Source organism: Streptomyces sp. T39 (assembly GCF_008042045.1).
Taxonomy (GTDB): domain Bacteria; phylum Actinomycetota; class Actinomycetes; order Streptomycetales; family Streptomycetaceae; genus Streptomyces.
In genome coordinates, this window is sequence record NZ_RDBP01000002.1 from 1 (window position 1) to 21,677 (window position 21,677).

Annotated in this window: 19 protein-coding genes and 1 pseudogene; 14 read left to right on the forward strand and 6 right to left on the reverse strand. The window is 74.3% G+C overall.

Annotated features, from left to right (window positions below):
* Positions 1-345: 345 nt before the first annotated feature.
* Positions 346-1,245, reverse strand: a pseudogene (locus EAO77_RS00065) (EamA family transporter); the annotation flags it as partial.
* A gap of 354 nt (positions 1,246-1,599) precedes the next feature.
* Between EAO77_RS00065 and EAO77_RS00070 the strand changes: the two are divergent.
* The 4 genes from EAO77_RS00070 to EAO77_RS00085 all read left to right on the forward strand — a co-directional run bounded on the left by EAO77_RS00070 (position 1,600) and on the right by EAO77_RS00085 (position 6,577).
* Positions 1,600-2,454: a LysR family transcriptional regulator gene (locus EAO77_RS00070; RefSeq protein ID WP_147986087.1), complete on the forward strand. Its 855-nt coding sequence runs from the start codon at positions 1,600-1,602 to the stop codon at positions 2,452-2,454.
* Between the two features lie 103 nt (positions 2,455-2,557).
* A complete protein-coding gene (locus tag EAO77_RS00075; protein WP_187283067.1) occupies positions 2,558-2,947 on the forward strand; it encodes a hypothetical protein in 390 nt (129 codons plus the stop codon).
* Between the two features lie 16 nt (positions 2,948-2,963).
* A complete protein-coding gene (locus tag EAO77_RS00080) occupies positions 2,964-6,155 on the forward strand; it encodes a caspase family protein (protein ID WP_147986089.1) in 3,192 nt (1,063 codons plus the stop codon).
* Positions 6,125-6,577, forward strand: coding sequence for a potassium channel family protein (locus tag EAO77_RS00085; protein WP_147986090.1), 453 nt, complete (start codon positions 6,125-6,127; stop codon positions 6,575-6,577). Before EAO77_RS00080 ends, EAO77_RS00085 begins: the two co-directional genes overlap by 31 nt.
* Before the next feature lie 353 nt (positions 6,578-6,930).
* Here the strand turns inward: EAO77_RS00085 and EAO77_RS00090 are convergent, their stop codons facing one another.
* Complete coding sequence (locus EAO77_RS00090) at positions 6,931-7,374, reverse strand: LysR substrate-binding domain-containing protein (RefSeq protein ID WP_315986064.1); 444 nt, start codon at positions 7,372-7,374, stop codon at positions 6,931-6,933.
* 38 nt (positions 7,375-7,412) lie between these two features.
* Between EAO77_RS00090 and EAO77_RS00095 the strand changes: the two genes are divergently transcribed.
* Complete coding sequence (locus tag EAO77_RS00095; protein WP_147986092.1) at positions 7,413-8,243, forward strand: aminotransferase class IV family protein; 831 nt, start codon at positions 7,413-7,415, stop codon at positions 8,241-8,243.
* A gap of 22 nt (positions 8,244-8,265) precedes the next feature.
* Here the strand turns inward: EAO77_RS00095 and EAO77_RS00100 are convergent, their stop codons facing one another.
* A complete protein-coding gene (locus tag EAO77_RS00100) occupies positions 8,266-8,703 on the reverse strand; it encodes a nitroreductase family deazaflavin-dependent oxidoreductase (RefSeq protein WP_147986093.1) in 438 nt (145 codons plus the stop codon).
* A gap of 485 nt (positions 8,704-9,188) precedes the next feature.
* On the opposite strand from EAO77_RS00100, the gene EAO77_RS00105 reads away from it, so the two are divergent.
* From EAO77_RS00105 to EAO77_RS00130, 6 genes are read left to right on the forward strand one after another with little or no spacing between them, the layout of a single operon-like run.
* Positions 9,189-10,733: an ATP-binding protein gene (locus EAO77_RS00105; RefSeq protein ID WP_147986094.1), complete on the forward strand. Its 1,545-nt coding sequence runs from the start codon at positions 9,189-9,191 to the stop codon at positions 10,731-10,733.
* Positions 10,730-11,131, forward strand: a complete 402-nt coding sequence (locus EAO77_RS00110) for a roadblock/LC7 domain-containing protein (RefSeq protein WP_147986095.1) — start codon at positions 10,730-10,732, stop codon at positions 11,129-11,131. Before EAO77_RS00105 ends, EAO77_RS00110 begins: the two co-directional genes overlap by 4 nt.
* On the forward strand, positions 11,128-11,481 hold the full coding sequence (locus tag EAO77_RS00115; RefSeq protein WP_147986096.1) for a DUF742 domain-containing protein: 354 nt from the start codon (positions 11,128-11,130) through the stop codon (positions 11,479-11,481). Before EAO77_RS00110 ends, EAO77_RS00115 begins: the two co-directional genes overlap by 4 nt.
* Positions 11,462-12,079: a GTP-binding protein gene (locus tag EAO77_RS00120; protein ID WP_147986097.1), complete on the forward strand. Its 618-nt coding sequence runs from the start codon at positions 11,462-11,464 to the stop codon at positions 12,077-12,079. The genes EAO77_RS00115 and EAO77_RS00120 overlap by 20 nt, the downstream gene beginning before the upstream one ends.
* The gene (locus tag EAO77_RS00125; protein ID WP_147986098.1) at positions 12,076-13,305 is read left to right on the forward strand and encodes a cytochrome P450; all 1,230 of its coding nucleotides are present in this window, start codon (positions 12,076-12,078) and stop codon (positions 13,303-13,305) included. Before EAO77_RS00120 ends, EAO77_RS00125 begins: the two co-directional genes overlap by 4 nt.
* The gene (locus tag EAO77_RS00130; protein ID WP_147986099.1) at positions 13,302-14,546 is read left to right on the forward strand and encodes a cytochrome P450 family protein; all 1,245 of its coding nucleotides are present in this window, start codon (positions 13,302-13,304) and stop codon (positions 14,544-14,546) included. Before EAO77_RS00125 ends, EAO77_RS00130 begins: the two co-directional genes overlap by 4 nt.
* A gap of 230 nt (positions 14,547-14,776) precedes the next feature.
* Here EAO77_RS00130 and EAO77_RS00135 read toward each other — a convergent pair whose 3' ends face one another.
* Positions 14,777-15,313 carry a DUF1707 domain-containing protein gene (locus tag EAO77_RS00135; protein ID WP_147986100.1) on the reverse strand — a complete coding sequence of 179 codons (537 nt, stop codon included), beginning with the start codon at positions 15,311-15,313 and terminating at the stop codon, positions 14,777-14,779.
* 71 nt (positions 15,314-15,384) lie between these two features.
* Positions 15,385-16,191: an APH(3'') family aminoglycoside O-phosphotransferase gene (locus EAO77_RS00140; protein ID WP_147986101.1), complete on the reverse strand. Its 807-nt coding sequence runs from the start codon at positions 16,189-16,191 to the stop codon at positions 15,385-15,387.
* Positions 16,192-16,599: 408 nt separating this feature from the next.
* On the opposite strand from EAO77_RS00140, the gene EAO77_RS00145 reads away from it, so the two are divergent.
* Together EAO77_RS00145 and EAO77_RS00150 are read left to right on the forward strand one after the other, a co-directional pair.
* Positions 16,600-18,645 (forward strand): DUF4139 domain-containing protein, encoded by a 2,046-nt coding sequence (locus tag EAO77_RS00145; protein WP_147986102.1) that lies wholly within the window; start codon positions 16,600-16,602, stop codon positions 18,643-18,645.
* 6 nt (positions 18,646-18,651) lie between these two features.
* The gene (locus EAO77_RS00150) at positions 18,652-20,214 is read left to right on the forward strand and encodes a DUF4139 domain-containing protein (protein ID WP_147986103.1); all 1,563 of its coding nucleotides are present in this window, start codon (positions 18,652-18,654) and stop codon (positions 20,212-20,214) included.
* A gap of 127 nt (positions 20,215-20,341) precedes the next feature.
* On the opposite strand, the gene EAO77_RS00155 is transcribed toward EAO77_RS00150, so the two are convergent.
* Positions 20,342-20,746 carry a VOC family protein gene (locus EAO77_RS00155; protein ID WP_147986104.1) on the reverse strand — a complete coding sequence of 135 codons (405 nt, stop codon included), beginning with the start codon at positions 20,744-20,746 and terminating at the stop codon, positions 20,342-20,344.
* A 166-nt stretch (positions 20,747-20,912) separates the two neighbouring features.
* Between EAO77_RS00155 and EAO77_RS00160 the strand changes: the two genes are divergently transcribed.
* The gene (locus tag EAO77_RS00160; protein ID WP_147986105.1) at positions 20,913-21,605 is read left to right on the forward strand and encodes a TetR/AcrR family transcriptional regulator; all 693 of its coding nucleotides are present in this window, start codon (positions 20,913-20,915) and stop codon (positions 21,603-21,605) included.
* Positions 21,606-21,677: the final 72 nt, after the last annotated feature.

Here is a 21,677-nt window from a genome sequence, read left to right on the forward strand (position 1 = left end):
CACGTACCCGGCCACGCCCAGGCAACCCCAGCCCGTCCGGCGCTTGAGGACACCCGCGCGCAGCGGGGGTGCGAGCGACCACCGGCCGCACGGGGCGGACCACCCCCACCAAAGCAGCCCGTCCGGCGCTTGAGGACACGGCCGCAGGCCGTGCTGCAACCACCGGCCCGCACGGGGCGAACGAACCCCGCACCACAACAGCCCGTCCGGCGCCTGAGGACACCCGCGCGCAGCGGGGGTGCGCCCACCACCACGCCCGCACAGGGCGGACCACCTCAGCTCGCCAAGCCCCCGCGAGGCCCCGCCCCGCAACCGGGTCCGAACGCGAACCCGCCCCCGCGGGGCTCCGCCCCGCACCCCTGCCGTCTGCGTCCGCACCGCCCCCATGCTCGCGGCGATCACCAGGGCGATCGCGGCGGCGTCGGCGAAGGACAGCGCCTGGTGCAGCACCAGGAACCCGGCCGTCGCGGCGACCGCCGGCTCCAGGCTCATCAGCACGGCGAAGGTGGCCGCGGGCAGGCGTCGCAGCGCCAGGAGTTCCAGGGTGTAGGGCAGGACCGACGACATCAGGGCCACGGCGAGCCCGAGCCCCAGTGTGGAGGGCTGCACGAGCTTCGTGCCGGCCTCCCAGATCCCCAGCGGCAGGCTGATCAGCGCGGCCACTCCCATGGCCAGGGCCAGCCCGTCGGCCTGCGGGAACCGCCGTCCGGTCCGGGCGCTGAAGACGATGTACGCGGCCCACATCCCGCCCGCCGCCAGCGCGAACAGCGCGCCCACCGGATCGAGCCGGTCGAAGCCGCCGCCGCTGAGCAGGACGACGCCGCCGAGGGCCAGCCCGGCCCAGAGCAGGTTCACCAGTCGTCGGGAGACGATCACGGACATGGCGAGCGGGCCGAGGACCTCCAGGGTGACGGCCGCGCCCAGCGGGATCCGGTCGACGGCCTGGTAGAAGAGGATGTTCATCGAGCCCATCGCGACGCCGAACGCCACGACCGTGCCCCAGTCGGCGCGCGAGTGCCCGCGCAGCCTGGGGCGGCACACCACGAGCAGCACCAGTGCGGCGAGCACCAGGCGCAGGGTCACCACGCCGAGGGCGCCGGTGCGGGGCATCAGCATGACGGCGACGGCGGCGCCGAACTGGACGGACAGCGCGCCGGCGACGACCAGCGACACCGGCCCCAGTGACCGCCCGCCCCGCCCGTCGGCGGAGGCCCCGCCGGTGGCGGGTCCTGCGGCCTCGGGCAGCACCACGGCCGCGCCCGCCCCGGGCCCGGGCTCCGGACCTCCGCTCGCCGCACCGTTCACCGCGACCACCTGCTGCCTCCTCGCTCCGTCCGCCGAACCCGGCGGCCCTCGCCGAACCCGGCGGCCCCCGCCGAACCCGGCGCCACCCGCCGAACCCGGCGGGGGCCGGGCCTCCACGTCTCCGGGCGCCAACGCGCCCCCGTCCCGGACGGCGGCCGCTCGGCGCGCGGCGGCGCGTCAGGAGACGCCCGTCCCGGGGCGGGCCCGTTCGGGCCCCCGTACGCACCCCTCCACGCTACGGACCCGGCCGTCGCGCGTGAAATGCCTTTCTCACTGCGGTTATGCTCCGGACGTATGAGCATCGAGCTGCGCCATCTCCGCTGCTTCCTCGCCATCGCCGAGGAATCCAGCGTGACCAGGGCGGCAGCCCGGCTGAACCTCACGCAACCCAGCGTCTCGCGGACGCTCGCGGCGCTGGAGCGCCGTCTGGGCACCCGGCTGGTGGACCGTTCCACGCATCATCTGGCACTCACTCCCGAGGGCCACGCCTTCCGGGACAAGGCGGCCGCCGCCGTCGCCGCGTTCGACGAGGCGCTCGACGCGAGCCGGCTGCTGCGCGCGCCCCTGCGCATCGGGCACGCCTGGTCCGCCCTCGGCCCGTACACGACGCCGCTGCTGCGGCGGTGGGCCCGCGAGCATCCGGGGACACCCGTCGAACTGCTCCGCATCGACGACCGGACGGCCGGGCTCACCAGGGGGCGGGTCGACGCGGCCGTCCTCCGCGGCCGGGTCACCGTGCCGGATCTCGTCACCGCGCCGCTGTTCACCGAGTCGAGGGTGGCCGCGGTCACCGCGGACGGCCCGCTCGCCCGCCGGGAGACCCTCGCCCTGGCGGACCTCGCCGCCGGGCCCATCGTGCTGAACACCGTGTCCGGCATGACGACGCTCGACCTGTGGCCGTCCGCCGTCCGCCCGACGGCGACGTTCACGGTCGGCAACACCGACGACTGGCTCACCGCGATCGCCGCGGGCCGTGGGGTCGGCGTCTCCGCCGCCTCCACGGCCGAGATGCACACCAATCCGGGCGTCGTCTACCGCCCGCTCTCCGACGCCCCGGCCGTCCAGGTGCACCTCGCCTGGCGGGCGGCGGCCCCGCATCCGGCGATCGCCGACTTCGTCGCACTGGTGCGGGAGGTGGCAGGACCCTGACGCGGGCGGGGGCCGAGGTCAGCCGAGACAGCCCCACGAGGGCGGTGGTTCCCTTACGATGACGCTCCGTCAGCACCTGCCATCGGGGGGAAGCATGTTCGAGATGAGCCGGCCGGACGACGAGGCCACCGGGGGCGTCGCACCCTTCGGGACGCTCCCGTTCATCGTGTCGGTCGACGGGCCGGATGTGCCCGAGGAGGCCGGACGCACCGGGGACAAGGGGATCTTCGGACGCCGTGGTGGCGACGACGCCGAAGGGTCGGGCACAACCTCCGTCCGCGACCTCCCGGTCGCGGTCCTGCGGGAGAACCTGCAGCGGGCGGTCGACGGACTCCAGCAGGTGATCGGCTCGATCACTGTTCCGGAGGGAGGCATGACACTGCGGGAGGCACAGATCTCCTTCGAGGTCACCGCGAGCGGCGGGATCGCCTTCGTCGGCACCTCGGCACAAGTGGGCGCGAAGGGCGCGATCACGCTCACGTTCGGCAACTGAGCCGGAGTCGGCGGCCATGGGTGAGGCGTCGTACAGGGCACTCCTGATCGGTGTGCCGTCCTACAAGGACGGTGCCATCAAGGATCTCCCGTTCATCGAGCAGGACCTGGCGGAGCTCGCTCAGGCGCTGGACGGATCCGGCTACGAGGTCGACGTGCACGACATCGAGCAGACCAGCCGTGACGAGATCGAGTCCGCCGTCGAAATCTTCTTCCAGGAGGCGGCGCCGGGCGAGACTCTGCTGCTGTTCCTCAGCGGGCACGGCATCCACCACAACGACACCGACTACTTGGTCCCCCGCGGGGCCCTCACCCGTGTGCACGACTTCCCCGGCAAGTGCGTCCCGATCGATTTCGGCCCGTACGCGGAGCGCAGCGCCGCCGGCGACGTCGTGGTCTTCGTGGACGCCTGCCGAGAGGGGATCGACCTGCGCGAGAAGGGCGTCGGCAACGTCCTGCGCTGGTCGGACGTGCGGGTGCGCCGGGTGGGCGACCGGCACTACTGCCATGTCTACGCCTGCTCCAAGGGCGAGTTCGCACGCTACGCGACGGCCGGCCAGAACACCTTCAGTCTCTTCTCACGCGCGCTGAGCACGCTCGTCGCGGACGTGTCCGGGCCCAGCAGCCTCGGGGAACTGGAGAAGGGTCTCCAGTCGGCGCTGGACCAGCTCACCGCCGAGCACGAGTGCCAGCGTCAACAGGTCCGCGTACGGACGGAGTCGGACACCGATACGTTCACCGTCTTCCCGCGTCCGCAGTCCGCACCGCCGCTCGCGCCGGGTGAGTCGCTGTGGGCTCGGCTGGCACTGCAGCACCCTGCCTGGAACCAGGTGGAGGAGAGTCCCGGGGCACGTCTGCTCAAGGAGACGGTCGTGAACCTGGTCGATCGGCTGCATGCACAGTCGCTCGCGGACAGGCGGCTTCTGGAGGACGACCCGTGGTCGCCGCCCGGACTCGCCGAACGGACCACGGAACGGCTCACCTGGCTGCTGTCGAAGGTGCTCAATGCCGAGAAGCTCGGCCTGTCACCGGCCGAGGCCTCGCTGTTGGTGGCGGTTCCCTTCCTGTCCTCCGCCTTTCGCGACCGTACGGCGGCACGGGCGCTGCACGTGGAGCCGACGCGGCTCACCCCCGCGCCCGGCGCATCGCCCGAGCGGGTCGGCTTCGAACAGTTCGTCGCGGCCAACTCCCGCTTGGCGCGGCGAGCGGCGCAGGCCACCAGGAGTGGCAGGACCGAGGGCGCCGCAGGGATCGCCTGGTGGCTCTTCCACCACTGGCTCGTACGGCACCAGTCCGCAGAGGACCGGGACGACGCGTTGGCGGAACTGCTCGCGCCGGTCCGAGAAGCCGGCCTCGCCGGCACGCAGGCGGAGAGGAAGCTCGTCGCCGACCTGTTCGACGGCGATCAGCTGTTCTTGCTGCTGCGCGGCCTTCTGGCGTCTCCGGACTTCATGGTGGACCGCCCGGTGAGGCGGGTCGCCGGGGCTTCGGAGCTGGAGCAGGACATCCGTGCCCAGCTCGTCTTCGCGCTGCTCACCATCGCCACAAGGTCGGCGATCGACCCGCTCGCTCTGGGGGACATCGTCGTCGACCACCTGGGCATCAGCTACGCCGTCTCGCTCCCACGACTTCAGGAGACGCTGGAGAAGGCGACCTGGGACCGCCTCGGCAGGACGCGGGTGCTGCGCGCCGAGTGCGAGCATCCGGCCGTGGGCCTGGCATTGCACCAGCAGGCCGCCGTACTCGACGGCATCTTCTCGTCCATCGACATTCGCGCGGCGACGGAACAGCAACTCGCCCCGCTGGAGGATCTGCCGGCCCACGCCACCGCGGACGAGGTGGTCCCCGCGCTGAACGCGCAGGGTCAGCGCATGTACGAGTCGACGGACCTTCGATTCCGGCTCGCGGACGATCGCATCCAGGAACTGCTGATGGGCGAGGAGCTCTACGGCGACCCGGCGCTGGCGATCCGCGAGCTGTACCAGAACGCCCTGGACGCCTGCCGTTATCGTGGCGCCCGCACGGCCTACCTGCGGGCGACGGATCCGGGCTTCACCGGCCGCTGGGAGGGATCGATCTCCTTCACCCAGGGGTACGACGACGGCCGGGCGTACATCGAGTGCGTCGACAACGGCATCGGGATGGGCAAGCGGGAACTGCGTGAGGTGTTCTCCCACGCGGGGATGCGGTTCGCCGACCTCCCCGAGTACACGGAGGAACTCGCGCGCTGGGAAACGGAGAACGTCGAGTTCCATCCCAACAGCCGCTTCGGTATCGGGGTCCTGAGCTACTTCATGATCGCCGACGATCTTCAGGTCACAACCTGCCGCCTCGATCCGGAAGGACATCCCGGGCCGCTCCTGCGAGTGGACATCGCCGGTCCCGGCGCCCTCTTCCACATCCAGGAGATCGGCCGGGGCCGTGAGGCGGGGACCGCCGTGCGGCTGTATCTCCGCGACCCGGCGACAGCTCCGTCCGCGAAGGATCTGTTGCGGCGACTGCTGTGGATAGCCGACTACCACGTGACGGCCGAGGACACGATGACGGGTCCTGACGCCACGCCGTTGACCTGGCTTCCCGAGGTGCTCTCCGAATTCGCCCCCTTGGGCGTCGAGGACGCGAGTGCTCCGACGGCCGCCCGGCACGGCGCCCCTCTGGTGGCGGCCACACGGCAGCCGACGACATGGTGGTGCAACGGCATGGGCGCGGTGCTGGCCGACGGCCTCTGGTGCGGCCTCCCCTCCTTCGGAGCGGTGGTCAACCTCACGGGCCGGCACGCCCCGCAGCTCACGGTCGATCGCAAACGGTGCATCGGATGGGACCGCGATCACGTCCAGCGGATGCTGCACACCGAGATCGACGCACTTCTCGTTGCGGACAGTGAGGTGCTCCGACCGCCGTGGCTGGCGACCCTGGCCGAGGCACAGGGCTACCGCCTCGCCGACGCGATCCTGCGGGCCGCCATCGCCGCGGACCACCGTCCGTGGGGGATGGGCGACCACGACGCCCCTCCCGCGATCATCGGCTGCTTCCCCGCGGATCTCGAGATCCCCGCCGCACCCGCCACCGCCCCTGACGGCGCCGTCCGGCCCGGTCACGGCCGCCGCCCGGCCGGCGGCGCGTCCCCGGCGGTCGGCGGGAGATCGCGGGGAGACTGGGGCGGGCGAAAGGAGTCTCCATGGTTCCCGGATTCCTCACCCGGGCGGTAGACGTGCTGCTCGGCAGGGAGGGGCGGTCGTTGCACCTCAGGGCGGCGGGCGCGGCGACGGCGGTCCTGGTGCTGGTGATGCTGGGTGGGTCGTGGGCCGTCGTGGCCGCCGAGGAAGGGGCGCACGGGGCGAATCTGACCTCGTACCCGAAGGCGTTGTGGTGGTCGATCGAGACGGCGACCACCGTCGGCTACGGGGACTTCTACCCGGTCACGGCGTGGGGCAGGGTCGTCGGCGCGGTCGTCATGGTCGTGGGCATCACCACGTACGGCGTGGTGACGGCCGCGCTGGCGACCTGGTTCGTCGGCCGGGAGGACCGGCGGCGCGGGCACACGCACCGGCTGCGCGAGGAGACCCGCGCCCTGCACGAGCGCTTCGACCGCATCGAGCGGATGCTGGCCGCCGAACGGGGCGGCGACTGAGCCCCCCGGAGCGGGCCGGGCCGTCGCGGGAGCCGCGGTTGCCGGCGCCCGGTGCGAACGCCGTCCGCCTCGCCCGCCCGCCCGCCCCTGCGGTGCGCGTGTGAGCGTCACCGCGTCACCGCGTCACCGCGTCACCGCGTCACCGGCGAAGCACGACACCGCCGAAGCCCCCGGGCGCCGGCGGGGTCCTGGACAGCCGGCGCCCCGATCCGGCGGAGGAGATATCCCGCCCGACCCGTGGGGCCGACCTGGTTCGCCGCCCGGGCATCGCCCTCGTCGCACGCGTCGTCACGGACGACGGAGCGGAGTCTGCTCCCTGCCGGCCGCATACGGCCGGGCCCGCCCGGCGCGCGTCACGCCGTATCCGTCCCGCCACGACGGAAGGCGCGGCGGCAGTGCGCGAGGGCCTCGCGCACCGCGGGGCCGTGGGACGTCCTCCACAGCAGGCAGAGCCGGGCGGGTGCGTCGGCGTCCTCGACGGGTCGGGCGGTGAGCCCGTCGTAGTGGGCGGCCATCGAGTCGCCGAGGACGGCGGCGCCGAGCCCGCGTTCCGCGAGAGCGGCGACGGCATCGGCGGCACTGGCCTGCAACGCGATCTCCGGCCGCAGGCCCTGGGCCGCGCAGGCGCGGTCCAAGACGGTGCGCAGCCCCGTCCCCGGGGGCATGCACACGATCGGGTGAGCGCACAGGTCACGGAGCGCGACCGGCCCGAGTTCGTCGCCCCCGCCGACTGAACCGCTCCCGGCGGGCTTGACCTTGATATCGGTGTGAAGCCTTAGCGTCCCGACCGTGCGCACGCCGTGCGTGCTTGCCCTCCACGACCAGGGAGCGTTTCATGAGCGCATTCGTCGTCCACCGCAACGGCCGGGACGCCACCACCGGGGACCTGGCGCCCCTCGCCTTCGCGGGCTACGCCCACTTCACGGCGATGCAGGTCCGCGGTGGGCTGGTCCGGGGTCTCGATCTCCATCTGGAGCGGCTGCGGGGCGCCTCCGGGGAACTGTTCGGACGGGCGCCGGACGACGCGTCCGTCCGGTCCTGGCTGGCGAAGGCGATCGACGCGTCCCCGGGCGACGCCTCGCTGACCGCCACGGTCTACTCCCCGGCCGGCGAGTTCACCGCGCCTGGTGCCGGGGACCCGGAGGTGCTGATCCGCACCGGGCCGCCCGCGGACGGCCCCGCCGGGCCGCTGGCGCTGTCGACCGTCACGCACGAACGCGTCCTCCCCGCCCTGAAGCACGTCGGCGAGGTGGCCAAGACCTACTTCCTCCGGCAGGCCGTCGCCCAGGGGTACGACGACGCCGCCTTCGTCGACCGCGGCGGCCGGCTCAGCGAGGCCACCATCTGGAACCTGGCCTTCTGGGACGGCGACGGTGTGGTGTGGCCCGAGGCCGAGATGCTCGGCGGGACCACGATGGGCATCGTCCGCCGGCAGCTCGACCGTCTCGGCGTCCCCCAGCGCAGGCGACGGATCACCGTCGACGACCTGCCCTCGCTCGCGGGGGCCGTCGTGATGAACTCCTGGACGCCGGGGGTGCCGGTGCACCGCATCGGCCCGGCGGCGATCCCCGCGGCGCCGTCCTTCGTGGAGCTGCTCCACCGCGCGTACGAGGCCGAGCCCTTGACGCACCCGGCCGGTCACGGGCAGGCCGCACCCCGCCCGTGACCGACACCCGCGTGACCGGTGCTCAGGAGACGCGCTCGGCCAGGAAGACGGGGATCTCGCGGTCGGTCTTCACCTGGTAGTCCGCGTAGTCGGGGAACGCCTCGACCGCCCGCTCCCACCACTCGGCGCGCTCCTGACCGGTGATCAGCCGGACCCGCATGTCCCAGACCTCGGTGCCGTCGCGCAGCTCGATGTCCGGGTTGGCGACCAGGTTGTGGTACCAGACGGGATGCTTCACCGCGCCGCCGTTCGACGCGACCAGCGCGTACGCGCCGTCGTGCTCCACCCGCATGAGCGGCGTCTTGCGGATCCGGCCGCTGCGCGCGCCGATGGTGGACACCAGGACGACGGGCATGCCCCGCATCGTCGTCCCCTCGGTCCCTCCGGACGACTCGTACAGCTCGACCTGCTCCCGCACCCAGGTCGACGGGCTGGGCTCGTACTCGCCTTCGAGCGGCATACGTTCGCTTTCCTCTCGTCGCGGGCACCGGTGCCCGGCGCACCGGCGTCCCTCCCGACGCTATCCGATCACCGGCGGCGGCCGCGGGACCGCGGACACGGCCGGTGCGGGGGTGGCCGCGGCCGGACTCCCCGCGTGCCCGGCCGGCCGGATCCGGGTGCGGGTGGCCGCCGCCGGAATCGACGCGGCGGTGCACGCGTGGCCGCGGCACCCGCCGGCCCCTGCCTCTTGGCGCCCCCGCCCTTCCTCCGGGCCGGGCGGGGAGGGGCGGTGGATTCGCCGACGCAACGTCAGCCGAGGCCGTGCACACCGGTGTTGGTCACATATCGCACGGAGTACGACTTTCCCGGGCGCTCATGCGAAAAGGTATGCCACAACAGGAATATCAATCCGGTCAAGGGAGTTCCCCGCTGATCAACAACCGCTCTATAGTGCGGTCGTTGCGACTCCCCCTCCCTGCGTGCCCGCTCCCGAGAGTCTGGTTGATGTCGGCGTCACCCACCCCCTTCCGCCCTGCCCTGACCGCCTCGTTGCTGACGGCCGCCGCGGGCGGTGCGCTCGCCGTGGCGGCGACCACCGCGGCTCCGGCCGGGGCCCGCCCCGAACTCGGGGCGGCCGCCGCCTGCGGTGTGCTGCTGCTCTGCGCGGCGGCGTTCGCCGTGACCTGGTACGCGAGGACCGCGCGCGCCCTGAGCCGGCGGGCCGCTGCCCTGGCCGCCGACCTCGCCTCGCGCGACGCCTCCCTCGCCGCCCACCGGACGGCCGCCGAACGCGGGGCGGCCGCGCTCCAGGAGCGCGCCGCCGCGGAGGCCGCGGCCTCCGAAGCGCGTCACACGGCCCGCACCGAGGAACTGATCCGCTCGCACGAGGCGCGCACCGGGGAACTGATGCGCTCGCACGAGGCGCGGACGGACGAACTCGTCGCCGCGCGGACCGCCGAGACCGAGGAACTGCGGGCGCGGCTGCGGCGCGCGGAGTCCGGCAGGTCCGCCGCCATGGCCGCCGCGGCCAACGCCGCCGGGCGCATGCAGGCCCTCACCACGAGCATGCTCACCGACCTGCGGGAGATGGAGCACCGTCACGCCGACGAGAACGTGCTCACCGACCTGCTCCACCTCGACCACCGCACGGCCCAGGCGGGCAGGCTCGCCGACTCCATCGCCGTGCTCACCGGGGCCCGCTCGGGCCGGCGCTGGGCGCGCCCGATCGTGATGGAGTCGATCCTGCGCGGCGCGATGGGACGGATCGGCGGCTACCAGCGGGTGCGGCTGCACTCCGGCAGCGACGCGGCGGTCGCGGGCCACGCGGCCGAGGGCGTCATGCACGCACTGGCCGAACTGATGGACAACGCCGCCAACTTCTCCCCGCCGACGGCCGAGGTGCACGTCTACGTCGAGGAGGTCCCGGCGGGCGTCGTGATCACCGTCGAGGACAGCGGTCTGGTGATGAGCGACGTGCAGCTGCGCCGCGCCCAGGCCGCCGTGGGCTCCTCCGCCCAGGACCTGGCCGGGCTCTCCGGCACCCGTCTCGGACTGGCCGTCGTCGGCCGGCTCTGCCGCAAGCACGGGCTGACCGTCTCCTTCCGCCCCTCGGCGCGCGGCGGCACCGGGGCGCTGCTGATGCTGCCGCAGGAACTGATCACCCGCGCACCGGCACACTCCCCCGCCACGCCCCCCGTCCCGGCCGCCGCACCCGCCGCCGCGCCGGTGCCGGCCGCCCCGCCGGTCCCGGAGCCCGAGGCCGAACACGGCTCCGCCGCCGGGAGCACGGGCGAGCACCCGCAGTTCGGCGAGAGCGGCCTGCCGCGCAGACGGCGCGGCCGCACCCTCGCCGCCGCCCGGCACGACGCCCCGCAGGCCGCCGGGAAGGACCGTCCCGCGGCTCCGCGCACCGGAGCCGCGGCGGGCGCCGCCTCCCGCTTCGGCAGCTTCCGCGCGGCCGTCCGCGCCACCGCCGCACCGGCCCCCGACGGTGCCACCGGCGCCACCYCGTCCCCGAACACCCCGCATCCGGAAGGCAACCCGCAATGACCGGCTCCACGACCGACGAGAAGCTCAGCTGGCTCCTGGAGGGCCTGCTGGAACGCACCCCGGGCACCCGCCACGCCCTGGTGCTCTCCCGCGACGGCCTCAAGCTCTGCCGTACCCCCGAGCTCTCCGTCGACCAGGCCGACCAGCTCGCCGCCATCGCGGCGGGCATCCAGAGCCTGTCGCACGGTGCCTCGGTCGAGTTCGGGGACGGCACGGGCGGGGTGCGTTCCGCGATGGCCGAGTTCTACGGCGGCATCCTGTTCATCGTGGAGGCGGGCGAGGGCGCGCACCTCGCGCTGGTCGCGGACGAGGACGCCGACGCGGGGCTCGTCGGGCACAACATGTCGGAACTGGTCGAGCAGCTGGGCGAGCACCTCGTCGCCAGGCCCCGGGGATGAGCCGCCCCAGACCGGGCCGGGACGACTCCCCGGACCGGCTCTACACGCTGACCGGCGGCCGCAGCCGGGCGGGATCCGACTCCTTCGACCTGGTGACGCTGGTCGTCGCCGAGAGCGATCCGGTGCCCGGCATGCAGTCCGAGCACGCCGCCATCCTGCGCCTGTGCCGCTTCCCCACCGCGGTCGTGGAGGTGGCGGCCGCCCTCGCCCTTCCGGTGTCGATCACCCGCATCCTGCTGACCGACCTGCACGACACCGGCCGGATCAGCGCCCGGCATCCCCGCCCCACGTACCGTCTTCCCGATCACGACATCCTGGAGCAGGTGCTCGTTGGACTCCGTAACCTCTGAACAGCGCCAGGCCCTGCACAGCACCGCCGACAACGGCCTGAAGATCGTGGTCGTCGGCGGCTTCGGCGTCGGCAAGACCACCCTGGTGCGCTCGGTCAGCGAGATCCGCCCGCTGAACACCGAGGAGACCATGACGCAGGCGGGCGAGGCCGTCGACGACACCGCCGGCGTCGCCACGAAGACGGCGACGACCGTCGCGTTCGACTTCGGCCGCATCTCGCTCGACGAGCGCAACGTCCTCTATCTGTTCGGAGCGCCCGGCCAGGAGCGGTTCTGGTTCCTCTGGGACCGGCTGTTCTCCGGCACCCTGGGGGCGGTCGTGCTCGTCGACACCCGCAGGCTCGCCGACTCGTGGTACGCCATCGACCGGCTCGAACACCACGGCACGCCGTTCGTCGTCGCCTGCAACGACTTCGGCGGCCCCGCCCACACCCCCGCCCAGATCCGCGACGCCCTCGACCTCGCCGACGAGGTCCCGCTGGTGCTCTGCGACGCCCGGTCGCGCGAGTCCAGCAAGCAGGTCCTGATCTCGCTCGTCGAGCATCTGCGGACCGTCACCGCCGCGGAACCGAAGCCGATTCCGGAGCCCGCCCCGTGACCCGTCCCGAGATCCGGCCCGTCCCGCTGAGCGGCCCCCGCTTCCAGACCGACCCCGCCGGGCTGTACCGGCAGATCCGCGGCGAGCACGGCGCCGTCGCACCCGTCGTGCTCGACGGCGACGTCCCCGCCTGGCTGGTGCTCGGCTACCGCGAACTGCACCAGGTCACCAGCGACCCGGTGCTCTTCTCCCGCGACTCCGAACTGTGGAACCAGTGGGACCGCATCCCCGCCGACTGGCCGCTGCTGCCGATGATCGGCCGCAAGCAGCCGTCGATCCTCTACACCGTCGGCGAGCGGCACCGCGAGCGCGCCCGGGTCGTCTCCGACGCCCTGGAGGCGATCGACCCGTTCGTCCTGAAGGAACGCGCCGAGCGCTTCGCCGACGAACTCATCGACGCGGTCTGCGCGAAGGGGTCCTGCGACATCATCGCGGAGTACGCGATGCTGCTGCCCGTGCGGGTGCTCGCCAGCGTCTACGGCTTCGCCGACGAGCAGGGGCCGGCACTGGTGAAGGCCCTGAACGACATGATCAACGGCCAGGAGGGCGCGCTGGAGGGCCAGCGCCACCTCGGCACGTCCATGGCCGCGCTGCTCGCCGAGAAGAGCGCGGCACCGGGCGACGACGTCGCGTCCCGGATGCTCGCCAACACCGCCGGGTTCACGGTCGAGGAGGTCGCCCAGGACCTCATGGTGATGATGGCCGCGGGCCACCAGCCGAGCGCCGACTGGATCGGCAACTCGCTGCGGCTGATGCTCACCGACGACCGGTTCGCCGCCTCGCTCTCCGGCGGCCGGCACAGTGTCGCCGAGGCGATGAACGAGGTCCTGTGGGAGGACACCCCCACCCAGAACGTCGCCGGACGCTGGGCCTCGCGCGACACCCACCTCGCAGGGCGCCTGATCGGGCGCGGCGACCTGGTGCTGCTGGGCCTGGCCGCCGCCAATTCCGACCCCCAGGTGCGCACCGACGCCGGGGCGCTCACCGGCGGCAACAACGCCCATCTCTCCTTCGGGCACGGCGAGCACCGGTGCCCGTTCCCCGCCCAGGAGGTCGCCGAGACCATCGCCCGGACGGGGATCGAGGTGCTGCTCGACCGGCTGCCGGACGTCGACCTCGCGGTGGCCGAGGACGCGCTCACGCGCCGTCCGTCCCCCTGGCTGCGCGGCCTCACCGCGCTTCCCGTGACCTACACCCCGACCCCCGCCCTTGGAGCCACGCGATGACCTGCCCGCATGCCGGAACCGCCGCGACCGCCACCGATGTGATCACGCTGGACCCGTTCGTCGCCGACCTCGACGAGGAGAGCGCGCGGCTGCGCGAGGCGGGCCCCCTCGCCCGTGTCGTGCTGCCCGGCGGGGTGCCCTGCTGGGCCGTCACCCACCATGCCGAGGCGCGGAAGCTGCTCACCGACTCCCGCCTGGTCAAGGACATCGGCGTGTGGGGCGCCTGGCAGCGCGGTGAGATACCCCTGGACTGGCCGCTCATCGGCCTGGCGAACCCCGGCAGGTCGATGCTCACCGTCGACGGCGACGAGCACCGGCGGCTGCGCACCCTGGTGGCGCAGGCCCTGACCGCGCGCCGGGTGGAGCGGCTGCGGGACGGGATCCGGGCCCTGACCGACGGCATGCTGGACCGCCTGGCCGCACTGCCGGCCGGCGAACGGGTGGACCTGAAGGCGGAGTTCGCCTACCCGCTGCCGATGAACGTGGTCAGCGAGCTGATGGGGGTCGACCCGGCCGACCATCCGCGGATGAAGGCCCTGTTCGACATGTTCTTCTCGACGCAGACGCCGCCCGAGGAGGTGCCGCAGATGATGGCGGACCTGGGCGCCCTCTTCGCCGGGATCGTGGCGGGCAAGAAGGAGCGGCCCGGCGACGACCTCACCAGCGCGCTGATCGAGGCGTCCGAGAACGGCGACCGGCTCAGCACGGAGGAGATCACCAACACCCTCCAGCTGATGGTCGCCGCGGGTCACGAGACGACCATCAGCCTGATCGTCAACGCGGTCGTCGCCCTGGAGACCCACCCCGAGCAGCGTGCCCTGGTGCTCGCCGGCGAGGTGTCCTGGGAGAACGTGATCGAGGAGACCCTGCGCTGGTCCACGCCCACCTCGCACGTGCTCATCCGCTTCGCCCGCGAGGACATCGAGGTCGGCGACCGGGTGCTGCCGCAGGGCGAGGCCCTGATCGTGTCGTTCGGCGCGATCGGCCGGGACGAGGCGCAGCACGGCCCGACGGCGGGCGAGTTCGACGTGACCCGTACGCCGAACCGTCACATCTCCTTCGGTCACGGCCCGCACGTGTGCCCGGGCGCGGCCCTGTCCCGCCTGGAGGCGTCGGTCGCCCTGCCCGCCCTCTACGCGCGCTTTCCGGGCCTGCGGCTCGCCGTCGCGCCCGAGGAGCTCCGCAACAAGCCGGTCGTGACGCAGAACGACCTGTTCGACCTCCCGGTCGTCCTCGCCTGACGTCCTGAACCGCTCCCGAGCCGGCTTCCCGCATCCGCCGGGCCGCGCCTCCTGAGTCGCCGCCTCGACCGGCGTCCCGGGCCGGTGTCCCGGGCCGGTGTCCGGCCGGGCCTGGCTCCCGCCGGCACGCCCTCCGGCCCGGCCGGGGGCGCGGCTCCTTCACGGGGCGAAGGGGCCGGCCGTCCCGCCGTCGGGGGGCGCCGGCAGCGGCCGTGCCGCCGGCCGGCGGCTCAGCGGCGCGCGTGGCGGACGGTCAGCCGGCCGAAGCCCAGGGTTCCGGTGATCGTGATCCTCGGTCCGGGGCCAGTCGGCACCCGGACCTTGTAGCGGGTGTCCTTCATCGGGGTCACCACTCCGTCGACGTCGACGACGGCGTCGCGCGGCACGATGATCCGTGCGCTGCCCGTGCCGAGCTGCAGCTCGATGCGGACCGCCGGGTGTCCCAGGACGGCCCGTGACAGGTCCAGGTGCACTTTCGCGAAGGCGGAGGCGACCGTGAGGGTGCGCGGGACTCTCCAGACTCCCCCGCGGCGGATCCGTCCGACGGCGGCGGAGATCGTGGCGGCGGAGTCGGCCTCCGCGGGGAGCGCGGCCAGCGCCGGCCCGAGGTCGCCGCGTGTCCGCGCGGTGAGGACCCGCTGGAGGCGCTCCTCCAACTCCTCGTGCGTGATGTGCCCTTGGCCGTAAGCGTCCTGGACGCGCCGCAGGGCGACGTCGCGGTCCTCGTCGGCGACGGGCGTCTGCGGATCCTCCTGCGAGAGCGTCACGGCGTCACCCTACTGCCGGGCCGCGCGGCGGGACCCGGAGCAGCGGCACGGGGGTTCGGGCTTCGCCGCCGTCATCCCCAGGTGAGCGGGTCGAGGTGGAGGTAGAACCGCAGACGGCCGGGGTCCGGGGCGAGGCCGTACCGCTCGGCGAACGCCGCGTCCGCGGCCCGCGCCCGTTCCTCGTCGGCCCATGTCTCACGGGCGGTGGCGAGCAGCAGCGCCACGTCGGCGTGGCGGTCGGCCCGCCCGAGGCGGCCGAGGTCGATGAAGCCCGACACTTCCAGGGTCCGAGGGTCGAGGACGATGTTGGGCAGGCAGAGGTCCCCGTGGCAGACGACCGTGTCGGCGGCCTCCTGTTCCCGTCGCCGGGGCACCTGCGCCACGACGCGCGCCAGCAACGCCCCCGGGGGCGTGTGCTGTTGCTCCTCGGGCAGGAACTCGGGCCGCACGGCGCCCCGGGCGACCGCGTCCCGCGCCGCGGCGACCATGGAGTCGAGGTCCCTGTCGAAGGGGCACGTCTCCACGGGCACCGCGTGCAGGCGGCGGACCGCCTCGCCGATGGCCCCCCACGCGGCCCGCAGGTCGTCCGCCGGCAGCCGGTCGGCCCCGACGCCGGGGACGGCGCTGGTGACCAGGCAGGCACCCGCGTCGCCGGAGTACCAGTCGAGCACCTGAGGGCCCGGCACGTCCTGGACCGCCAGCCAGTCGATCCGGTCGCGCTCGGCTCCCAGGGCGGCCGCATCGGCGACGGGGACGCACTTGGCGTAGCGGGTGGCGTCCGCGCTGCGGAAGACGGCGGCTCCCGACTCGCCCCCGGTGACGGGCAGCCAGTCGCCGTCCGCGCCGAGCGGCGCGGGCGCCGGGTCAGGAGGTGCCATCGGCGCGCTCCGGGGGCAGGCCGGCGTCGGATGGGGTCGTCCGGGGCATGGTGCGAGTGTACGAGCGCGCCTCGCCCTGGACGGCCGCTTCTCCCGCCCCCGCGTCCCGCGCCCGGCGTTCGTCACCCCCGCGACGGCGCCGCCGACGGGGAGGCCGGCCTGGAGCAGTGGTACGCGGAGCCGCTTCAGCCTGCCGGTTCCGGCGGTGACCGCGGCCGGGTGCCGCTCGGGGCTGTGGGGCCCTCGTGGCGCCGTGGACCCCTGCCCGGACACGGGGGCGACCCGTCACAACCGCTCGTGCGCCACGCGGTGTCGGTCACGGACCGGCGTCATCGGGACGACGGCGGCGGCGAGGGCCGCGCTCGGGCGTAGGCTTCGGTCCGCACGGACGCGTCGGGGGCGGAGGACATGGAAGCGACTGGGACAGCGGACAGGTGGGGGTCCACCCTCGATTCGGTCGTGGTGTACGCGCAGGGGGCACTGTGCCGGCGCCTCGCCGCGGGCCGCGTTCCGCGGGACGGCCGGGTGCGGGTGACCGGACTGCCGCGCGCGCTCGACCCCTCGTCGCTGCGCGCCCGCGTCACGGGCGCCGCGGGGGTGCGGGTCACCGAGGCCCGGGTGGAGGTCGAGGCCGAGCCGGCCGGCGCCGGCCCGCCCGGCGGGCTGCTCCGCGAGGTCGAGCGGCTGCGGGACGCGTACGCGGCGGCCCGCGCCCGCCTGGACCGGCAGACGGCCCTGATCGAGGAGGTCGGCGCGCTGCGTCCGGTCCCCCCGGTGCCCAGGCGGGGGGACCCGCCCCGGCGCACCCCCGTCGACGCGTGGCTGGAGCTCTCGGCATTCGTCGACGAGCGGCTCGCACGGCTGCACGCACGCCTCGTCGAGCTGGAGGACGCGCTGCGGGACGCCGAACAGGAGCTGGCCGTCGCCACCGACCGGCTCGCACGGGCGTCGACCGACGCGGCCCCGCCCCACGTCGCGACCACGGTGTCGGCCGTCCTCACCCTGGACGGCGCAGCCGACGCCCGGCCGGAGGTGGAGGTCGAGCTGGAGTACGGGGTGCCGGGGGCCGTCTGGGCACCCGCGTACCGCCTGACTCACCGCCAGGGAGAGGGCGGCGGGAGGCTGGTGCTCCGGGCCTCGGTCGCTCAGCGCACCGGCGAGGACTGGACCGGCGTGCGCATCGCTCTGGCCACCGCCGACTTGGGGCGCCGGACCGACCTGCCGCGGCTGCGCTCCGTCCGCATCGGGCGCCGCCAGCCCGTCCCCGCGCCCTCCGGGTGGCGCGAGCCCCCACCGGGCCTGGCCGGCCTGTTCACCGGATACGACGCGGCGGGCCCCCGCCCCGTCACCGGGCCCGGGCCGGTACCGGTCGCGGCCGGTGCCCTGCCCCCGCCGCCGCCTCCCCCGCCGCCGGCTCCGATGGGGTACGGCGGTGCTCCCGCCGCGCTCCCGCAGCCGGGCGGTGCCTACGGAGCCGCCCCGGAGGCCTTCACGGGTGCCCCGCAGCCGCCCGCTCCGGCGTCCCCGTCACACCGCGCGAGGACGGGTGCCGCCAGGCCGGCCCCTCCGGCCGCCATGGCACCGCCCCCGCCGCCGTCCGCGGAGCCGCCCGCCGGCCCGCCACGGCCGAGCGACGCCGAACTCGACTACGCCGCACTGGTGCTGAGCGGTGCCGACGGACCGGCCGCCCGGCGTGGCCGGCTGTTCCCCGGCTCGTCCGGCGACGCGGTGGCCGCCGAGTACCGGCGTCGCGCCGAGGCGGTGGCGTCGCTGCCGCTGCCCGTGCACGCCGTGCGCCCCCGTGTCTCGGCCGGATCCTTCGACCACCGCTTCGACGCCGCCGCCCGCGCCGACATCCCGTCGGACGGCACCTGGCACACCGTCACCGTCGGCGAGATCCCGGTCGGACTGCGTACGGAGTACCTGTGCGTGCCGTCCGTGGAACAGACGGTGTACGCGACGCTGGTGCTCTCCAACGCCACCGACCAGGCGCTTCTCGCCGGCCCGGTGGAGGTCACCGTCGACGACGAGTTCCTGCTGACCGCCGCCCTGCCGACCCTGCCGCCCGGTGGTGTCCGCCGGGTGGGACTGGGGCAGGCCGAGGGCATCCGGGTCACCCGGCGGACGAGCCTGAACGAGTCGGCCGCGGGCCTGCGCAACAACACCACCGTGCTCGACCACCGCGTCCATGTGGAACTTGCCAACCGGCTCCCCGGGCCCGTCACCGTGGAGATCCGCGAGCGGGTGCCGGTGACCTCCGAGCCGGACGTCCGGATCCAGGAGCGTGCCGACTGGGCCGCACCCGAGCCCGGCACCGAGTCCGAGCCCGCCGTCCCGGGCACCCGCGTCTGGCGGGCGGAGCTGCGCGCAGGCGGCACCGCCGTGTTCGACGGCGGCTACGAGATCCGCTTCCCGGCGGGCAAGTCCCTCGCCGGCGGCAACCGCAGGAGCTGACGCACCATGTCCACGGCCCCGCAGCCGATCCCTCTTCCCGTCACCGCCGTCACCTGCCTGGAGGACCGCGCCCAGGTCGAACGCACCGCCACCCTCGACCTGGAGGCCGGTGTCCAGCGGCTTCGCCTCGGGCCGGTCAGCGCGCTGGCCGTCGACCGCACCCTGCACGCCGAGCTGACCGCCGGTCACCGGGCGACCGTGCTCGACGTGCGGATCGTGCGTGCCTGGACGCCGCGCCCGCCGGTGCCGTCCGCGGGTGAGGACCCCGCCCTTCGCCTGCGCGAGCACGCCCTCGACGAGGAGCGGCGCACACTGGAGCTGCGCCGCGACCGGCTCCGCGCCCGTCTGGACCTGCTGGGCCGCCTCGCCGCCGATGTGCTGCGCGACGCCGGCGAGGGCGCGGGCGCGGGTGACTCCGACGCCGCCCGCTGGTCGGAGGACCTGGACCGGGTGGACGCGGAGCGCGACGCGTCCGGCGAGCACCTGCGTGCCGCGGAGGCACGGCTCGCTGCCCTGGGCGCCGAACTCGCCGATGTGCGGCGGGCGCTGGATCTCTGTGTCGAGGAGCCCGCGGAGCTGCTCGGCCACATCGAGCTGACCGTGGAGTCCGCGGCAGCGGGCCCGGCAGGACTGCGCCTGACCCATCTGACCCCCTGTGCCCTGTGGCGCCCCGCCTACCGGGCGGTGCTGGACGGGGGGTCCCTCACGCTGGAGACCGACGCGATGGTCTGGCAGCGCACCGGCGAGGACTGGCGGGACGTGCGCCTGACGCTGTCGACGGCCCGGTCGGCGCAGGCCGCCGAGCCGCCGCGGCTGTCCGAGGACCGGCTGACGCTGCGGGAGCGCTCCGCCGCCGAGCGCCGCACGGTCGACGTGGAACTGCGCGAGGAGGAGATCGGGGACCTCGGCCCCGCGGCCGTGCCGGGCCTGCCGGGCGTGGACGACGGCGGCGAGACCCGGGTGCTGCACTCCCCCGCGCCGGTCTCCGTACCGGGGGACGGACGTGCCCACCGGGTGCCCGTCTCCTCGTTCACGGCGGCGGCGGGCAGCGAGTACGCCTGCGCGCCCGAACTGTCCCCGCTGGTCACCCAGGTGGTGCGGTTCGACAACCTGGCCGGTCACACCCTGCTCGCCGGGCCGGTGGACCTGGTCCGCGGCAGCGGCTTCACGGGCCGCGGCACGCTGGAGTTCACCGCCCCCGGCGCCCCCGTGGAGCTCGCTTTCGGCAGCCGCGACGACCACCGGGTGGTCCGCAGGACCGAGGAGTTCCGCGACACCGCGGGGCTGACCCAGCGGACCGTGGTCTCCCGGACGGTCACCCTGCACCTGTCCCGCTTCTCGCCCCCCGGGGAGGAGGGCGACCGCGTGGTCGTCGTACGGGAACGCATCCCCGTCTCGGAGGTGTCGGCGGTGGAGGTGCGCCTGCGCGAGGACGCCTGCTCCCCCGTGCCCGACGCGGTCGACGCCGAGGGCGTCGTCCGCTGGGAGGTGCCGCTCCCACCCGGCGGCTCCCGCACCGTGACCCTGGCGTACGAACTCTCGGCGAGTTCCCGGGTCACCGGGCTCTGAAGGCGGCGCCTCCCGGCCGCCCGGGAGACGCACCCCTGCCCGCGCGTCCCGCGGGGTGCCCGGCCGCCGCCAAGGGTCAGCGGGGCCATCCTGAGGGCTCAGGGTGCCGGTCTCTGCGCGGAGAGGCTCAGGCGGGCTCCCCGGCGGCAGCGACCCACTCCACGAACTGGACGACTATGCCGTTGGGGTCCGTGATCTGGAAGAGGCGTTCGCCCCACGGCTCCTCCCGGATCGGCATGGTGATCGGCACTCCCTCGGAACGCAGGCGGGCCTCCTCGCCCTCCAGGCCGGTCAGGGTGAACGCCAGGATCAGCCCTTCGGCGCGGCGGTGGCGCTGCTCCTCGGGCAGGACGGTGATGCCCGTTCGCAGCAGGACGATGTCGACGGCCGCGTCCGGACGGCTCAGGGAGGCGAAGCCGTCGGCGGCGGCCTGCTCCTGGTAGCCGAGGTGCTTCGTGAAGAACTCCCGCGACGCCGGGACGTCGTCGACGGTGAGCGAGACGGTGGAGGCGGTGATCTGCTGCGTGGGCATGACGGCCTTTCATCGGGCGGGCGCCGGCGCCCCGGCCACGGGCCGATGCGAGGCGCGGGGTACGGCGGAGACCGAACCCCGAAGTAGATTCTTACGTTGGACGTAAAGTTACGTCGAACAGGCACGGGGTGTCAACATATTTTTGCCACGGGTGTAAGATTTCTTCATGGCCCATGACACGCACACCCCCGCCGCCGCACACCGGGCGCCGGAGCAGGTCCCCGAGCCGGAGGCCGGGACCGGGCTCCGGGAGTCCAAGAAGCGCGAGACGCGCCGCCTGATCTCGGACCAGGCCACCCGGCTCTTCATCACGCAGGGATTCGAGGAGACGACGATCGCCGAGATCGCCATCGCCGCCCGCGTCGCCAAGAAGACGGTGACCAACTACTTCCCGCGCAAGGAGGACATGGCGCTGGACCACCAGGAGGCCTTCGTCGGCGGCCTGGCCGAGGTCGTCGCGGCGCGGCGTCCGGGAGAATCCGCTCTGGGCGCCCTGCGGAGCGCCTTCGTGCGGGCCGTCGCCGAGCAGGACCCCGTCGCGGGATTCGCCGGCCACGAGTTCTCCCGCATGATCGCGGACAGCCCCACCCTGTCGGTGAGTCTGCGGGGGCTGCACGACCGTCGGGAGGACGCCCTCGCGTCGGCCCTCGCCGAGGCCACGGGCGCCCCCGACGGCGACATCACCCCCGTCACGGCCGCCGCCCTCCTCGGTGCGGTCCACCGCGTCCTGTTCGGGCGTATCCAGGACCTCACCCTGGCCGGACGGGGGAACGAGGAGATCGCGCACACGGTCGGTACGGAGGCCCGACGGGCGTTCGACGTCCTCGAACCGGCCCTGGGCGACTACGCCGTCGCCTGAGCGGCACGCCGCCCACGCACCTGAGGGCCCCTGCCCCGACCCCCCGGGGCAGGGGCCCTCAGGTGCGTGGGC

Excerpts from the sequence above, each read along its gene's own strand:
- EAO77_RS00070 (WP_147986087.1), top strand. The coding sequence starts at position 1,600 with ATGAGCATCGAGCTGCGCCATCTCCGCTGCTTCCTCGCCATCGCCGAG.
- EAO77_RS00075 (WP_187283067.1), top strand. The coding sequence starts at position 2,558 with ATGAGCCGGCCGGACGACGAGGCCACCGGGGGCGTCGCACCCTTCGGG.
- EAO77_RS00080 (WP_147986089.1), top strand. The coding sequence starts at position 2,964 with ATGGGTGAGGCGTCGTACAGGGCACTCCTGATCGGTGTGCCGTCCTAC.
- EAO77_RS00085 (WP_147986090.1), top strand. The coding sequence starts at position 6,125 with ATGGTTCCCGGATTCCTCACCCGGGCGGTAGACGTGCTGCTCGGCAGG.
- EAO77_RS00095 (WP_147986092.1), top strand. The coding sequence starts at position 7,413 with ATGAGCGCATTCGTCGTCCACCGCAACGGCCGGGACGCCACCACCGGG.
- EAO77_RS00100 (WP_147986093.1), bottom strand. The coding sequence starts at position 8,703 with ATGCCGCTCGAAGGCGAGTACGAGCCCAGCCCGTCGACCTGGGTGCGG.
- EAO77_RS00110 (WP_147986095.1), top strand. The coding sequence starts at position 10,730 with ATGACCGGCTCCACGACCGACGAGAAGCTCAGCTGGCTCCTGGAGGGC.
- EAO77_RS00115 (WP_147986096.1), top strand. The coding sequence starts at position 11,128 with ATGAGCCGCCCCAGACCGGGCCGGGACGACTCCCCGGACCGGCTCTAC.
- EAO77_RS00130 (WP_147986099.1), top strand. The coding sequence starts at position 13,302 with ATGACCTGCCCGCATGCCGGAACCGCCGCGACCGCCACCGATGTGATC.
- EAO77_RS00140 (WP_147986101.1), bottom strand. The coding sequence starts at position 16,191 with ATGGCACCTCCTGACCCGGCGCCCGCGCCGCTCGGCGCGGACGGCGAC.
- EAO77_RS00145 (WP_147986102.1), top strand. The coding sequence starts at position 16,600 with ATGGAAGCGACTGGGACAGCGGACAGGTGGGGGTCCACCCTCGATTCG.
- EAO77_RS00150 (WP_147986103.1), top strand. The coding sequence starts at position 18,652 with ATGTCCACGGCCCCGCAGCCGATCCCTCTTCCCGTCACCGCCGTCACC.
- EAO77_RS00155 (WP_147986104.1), bottom strand. The coding sequence starts at position 20,746 with ATGCCCACGCAGCAGATCACCGCCTCCACCGTCTCGCTCACCGTCGAC.
- EAO77_RS00160 (WP_147986105.1), top strand. The coding sequence starts at position 20,913 with ATGGCCCATGACACGCACACCCCCGCCGCCGCACACCGGGCGCCGGAG.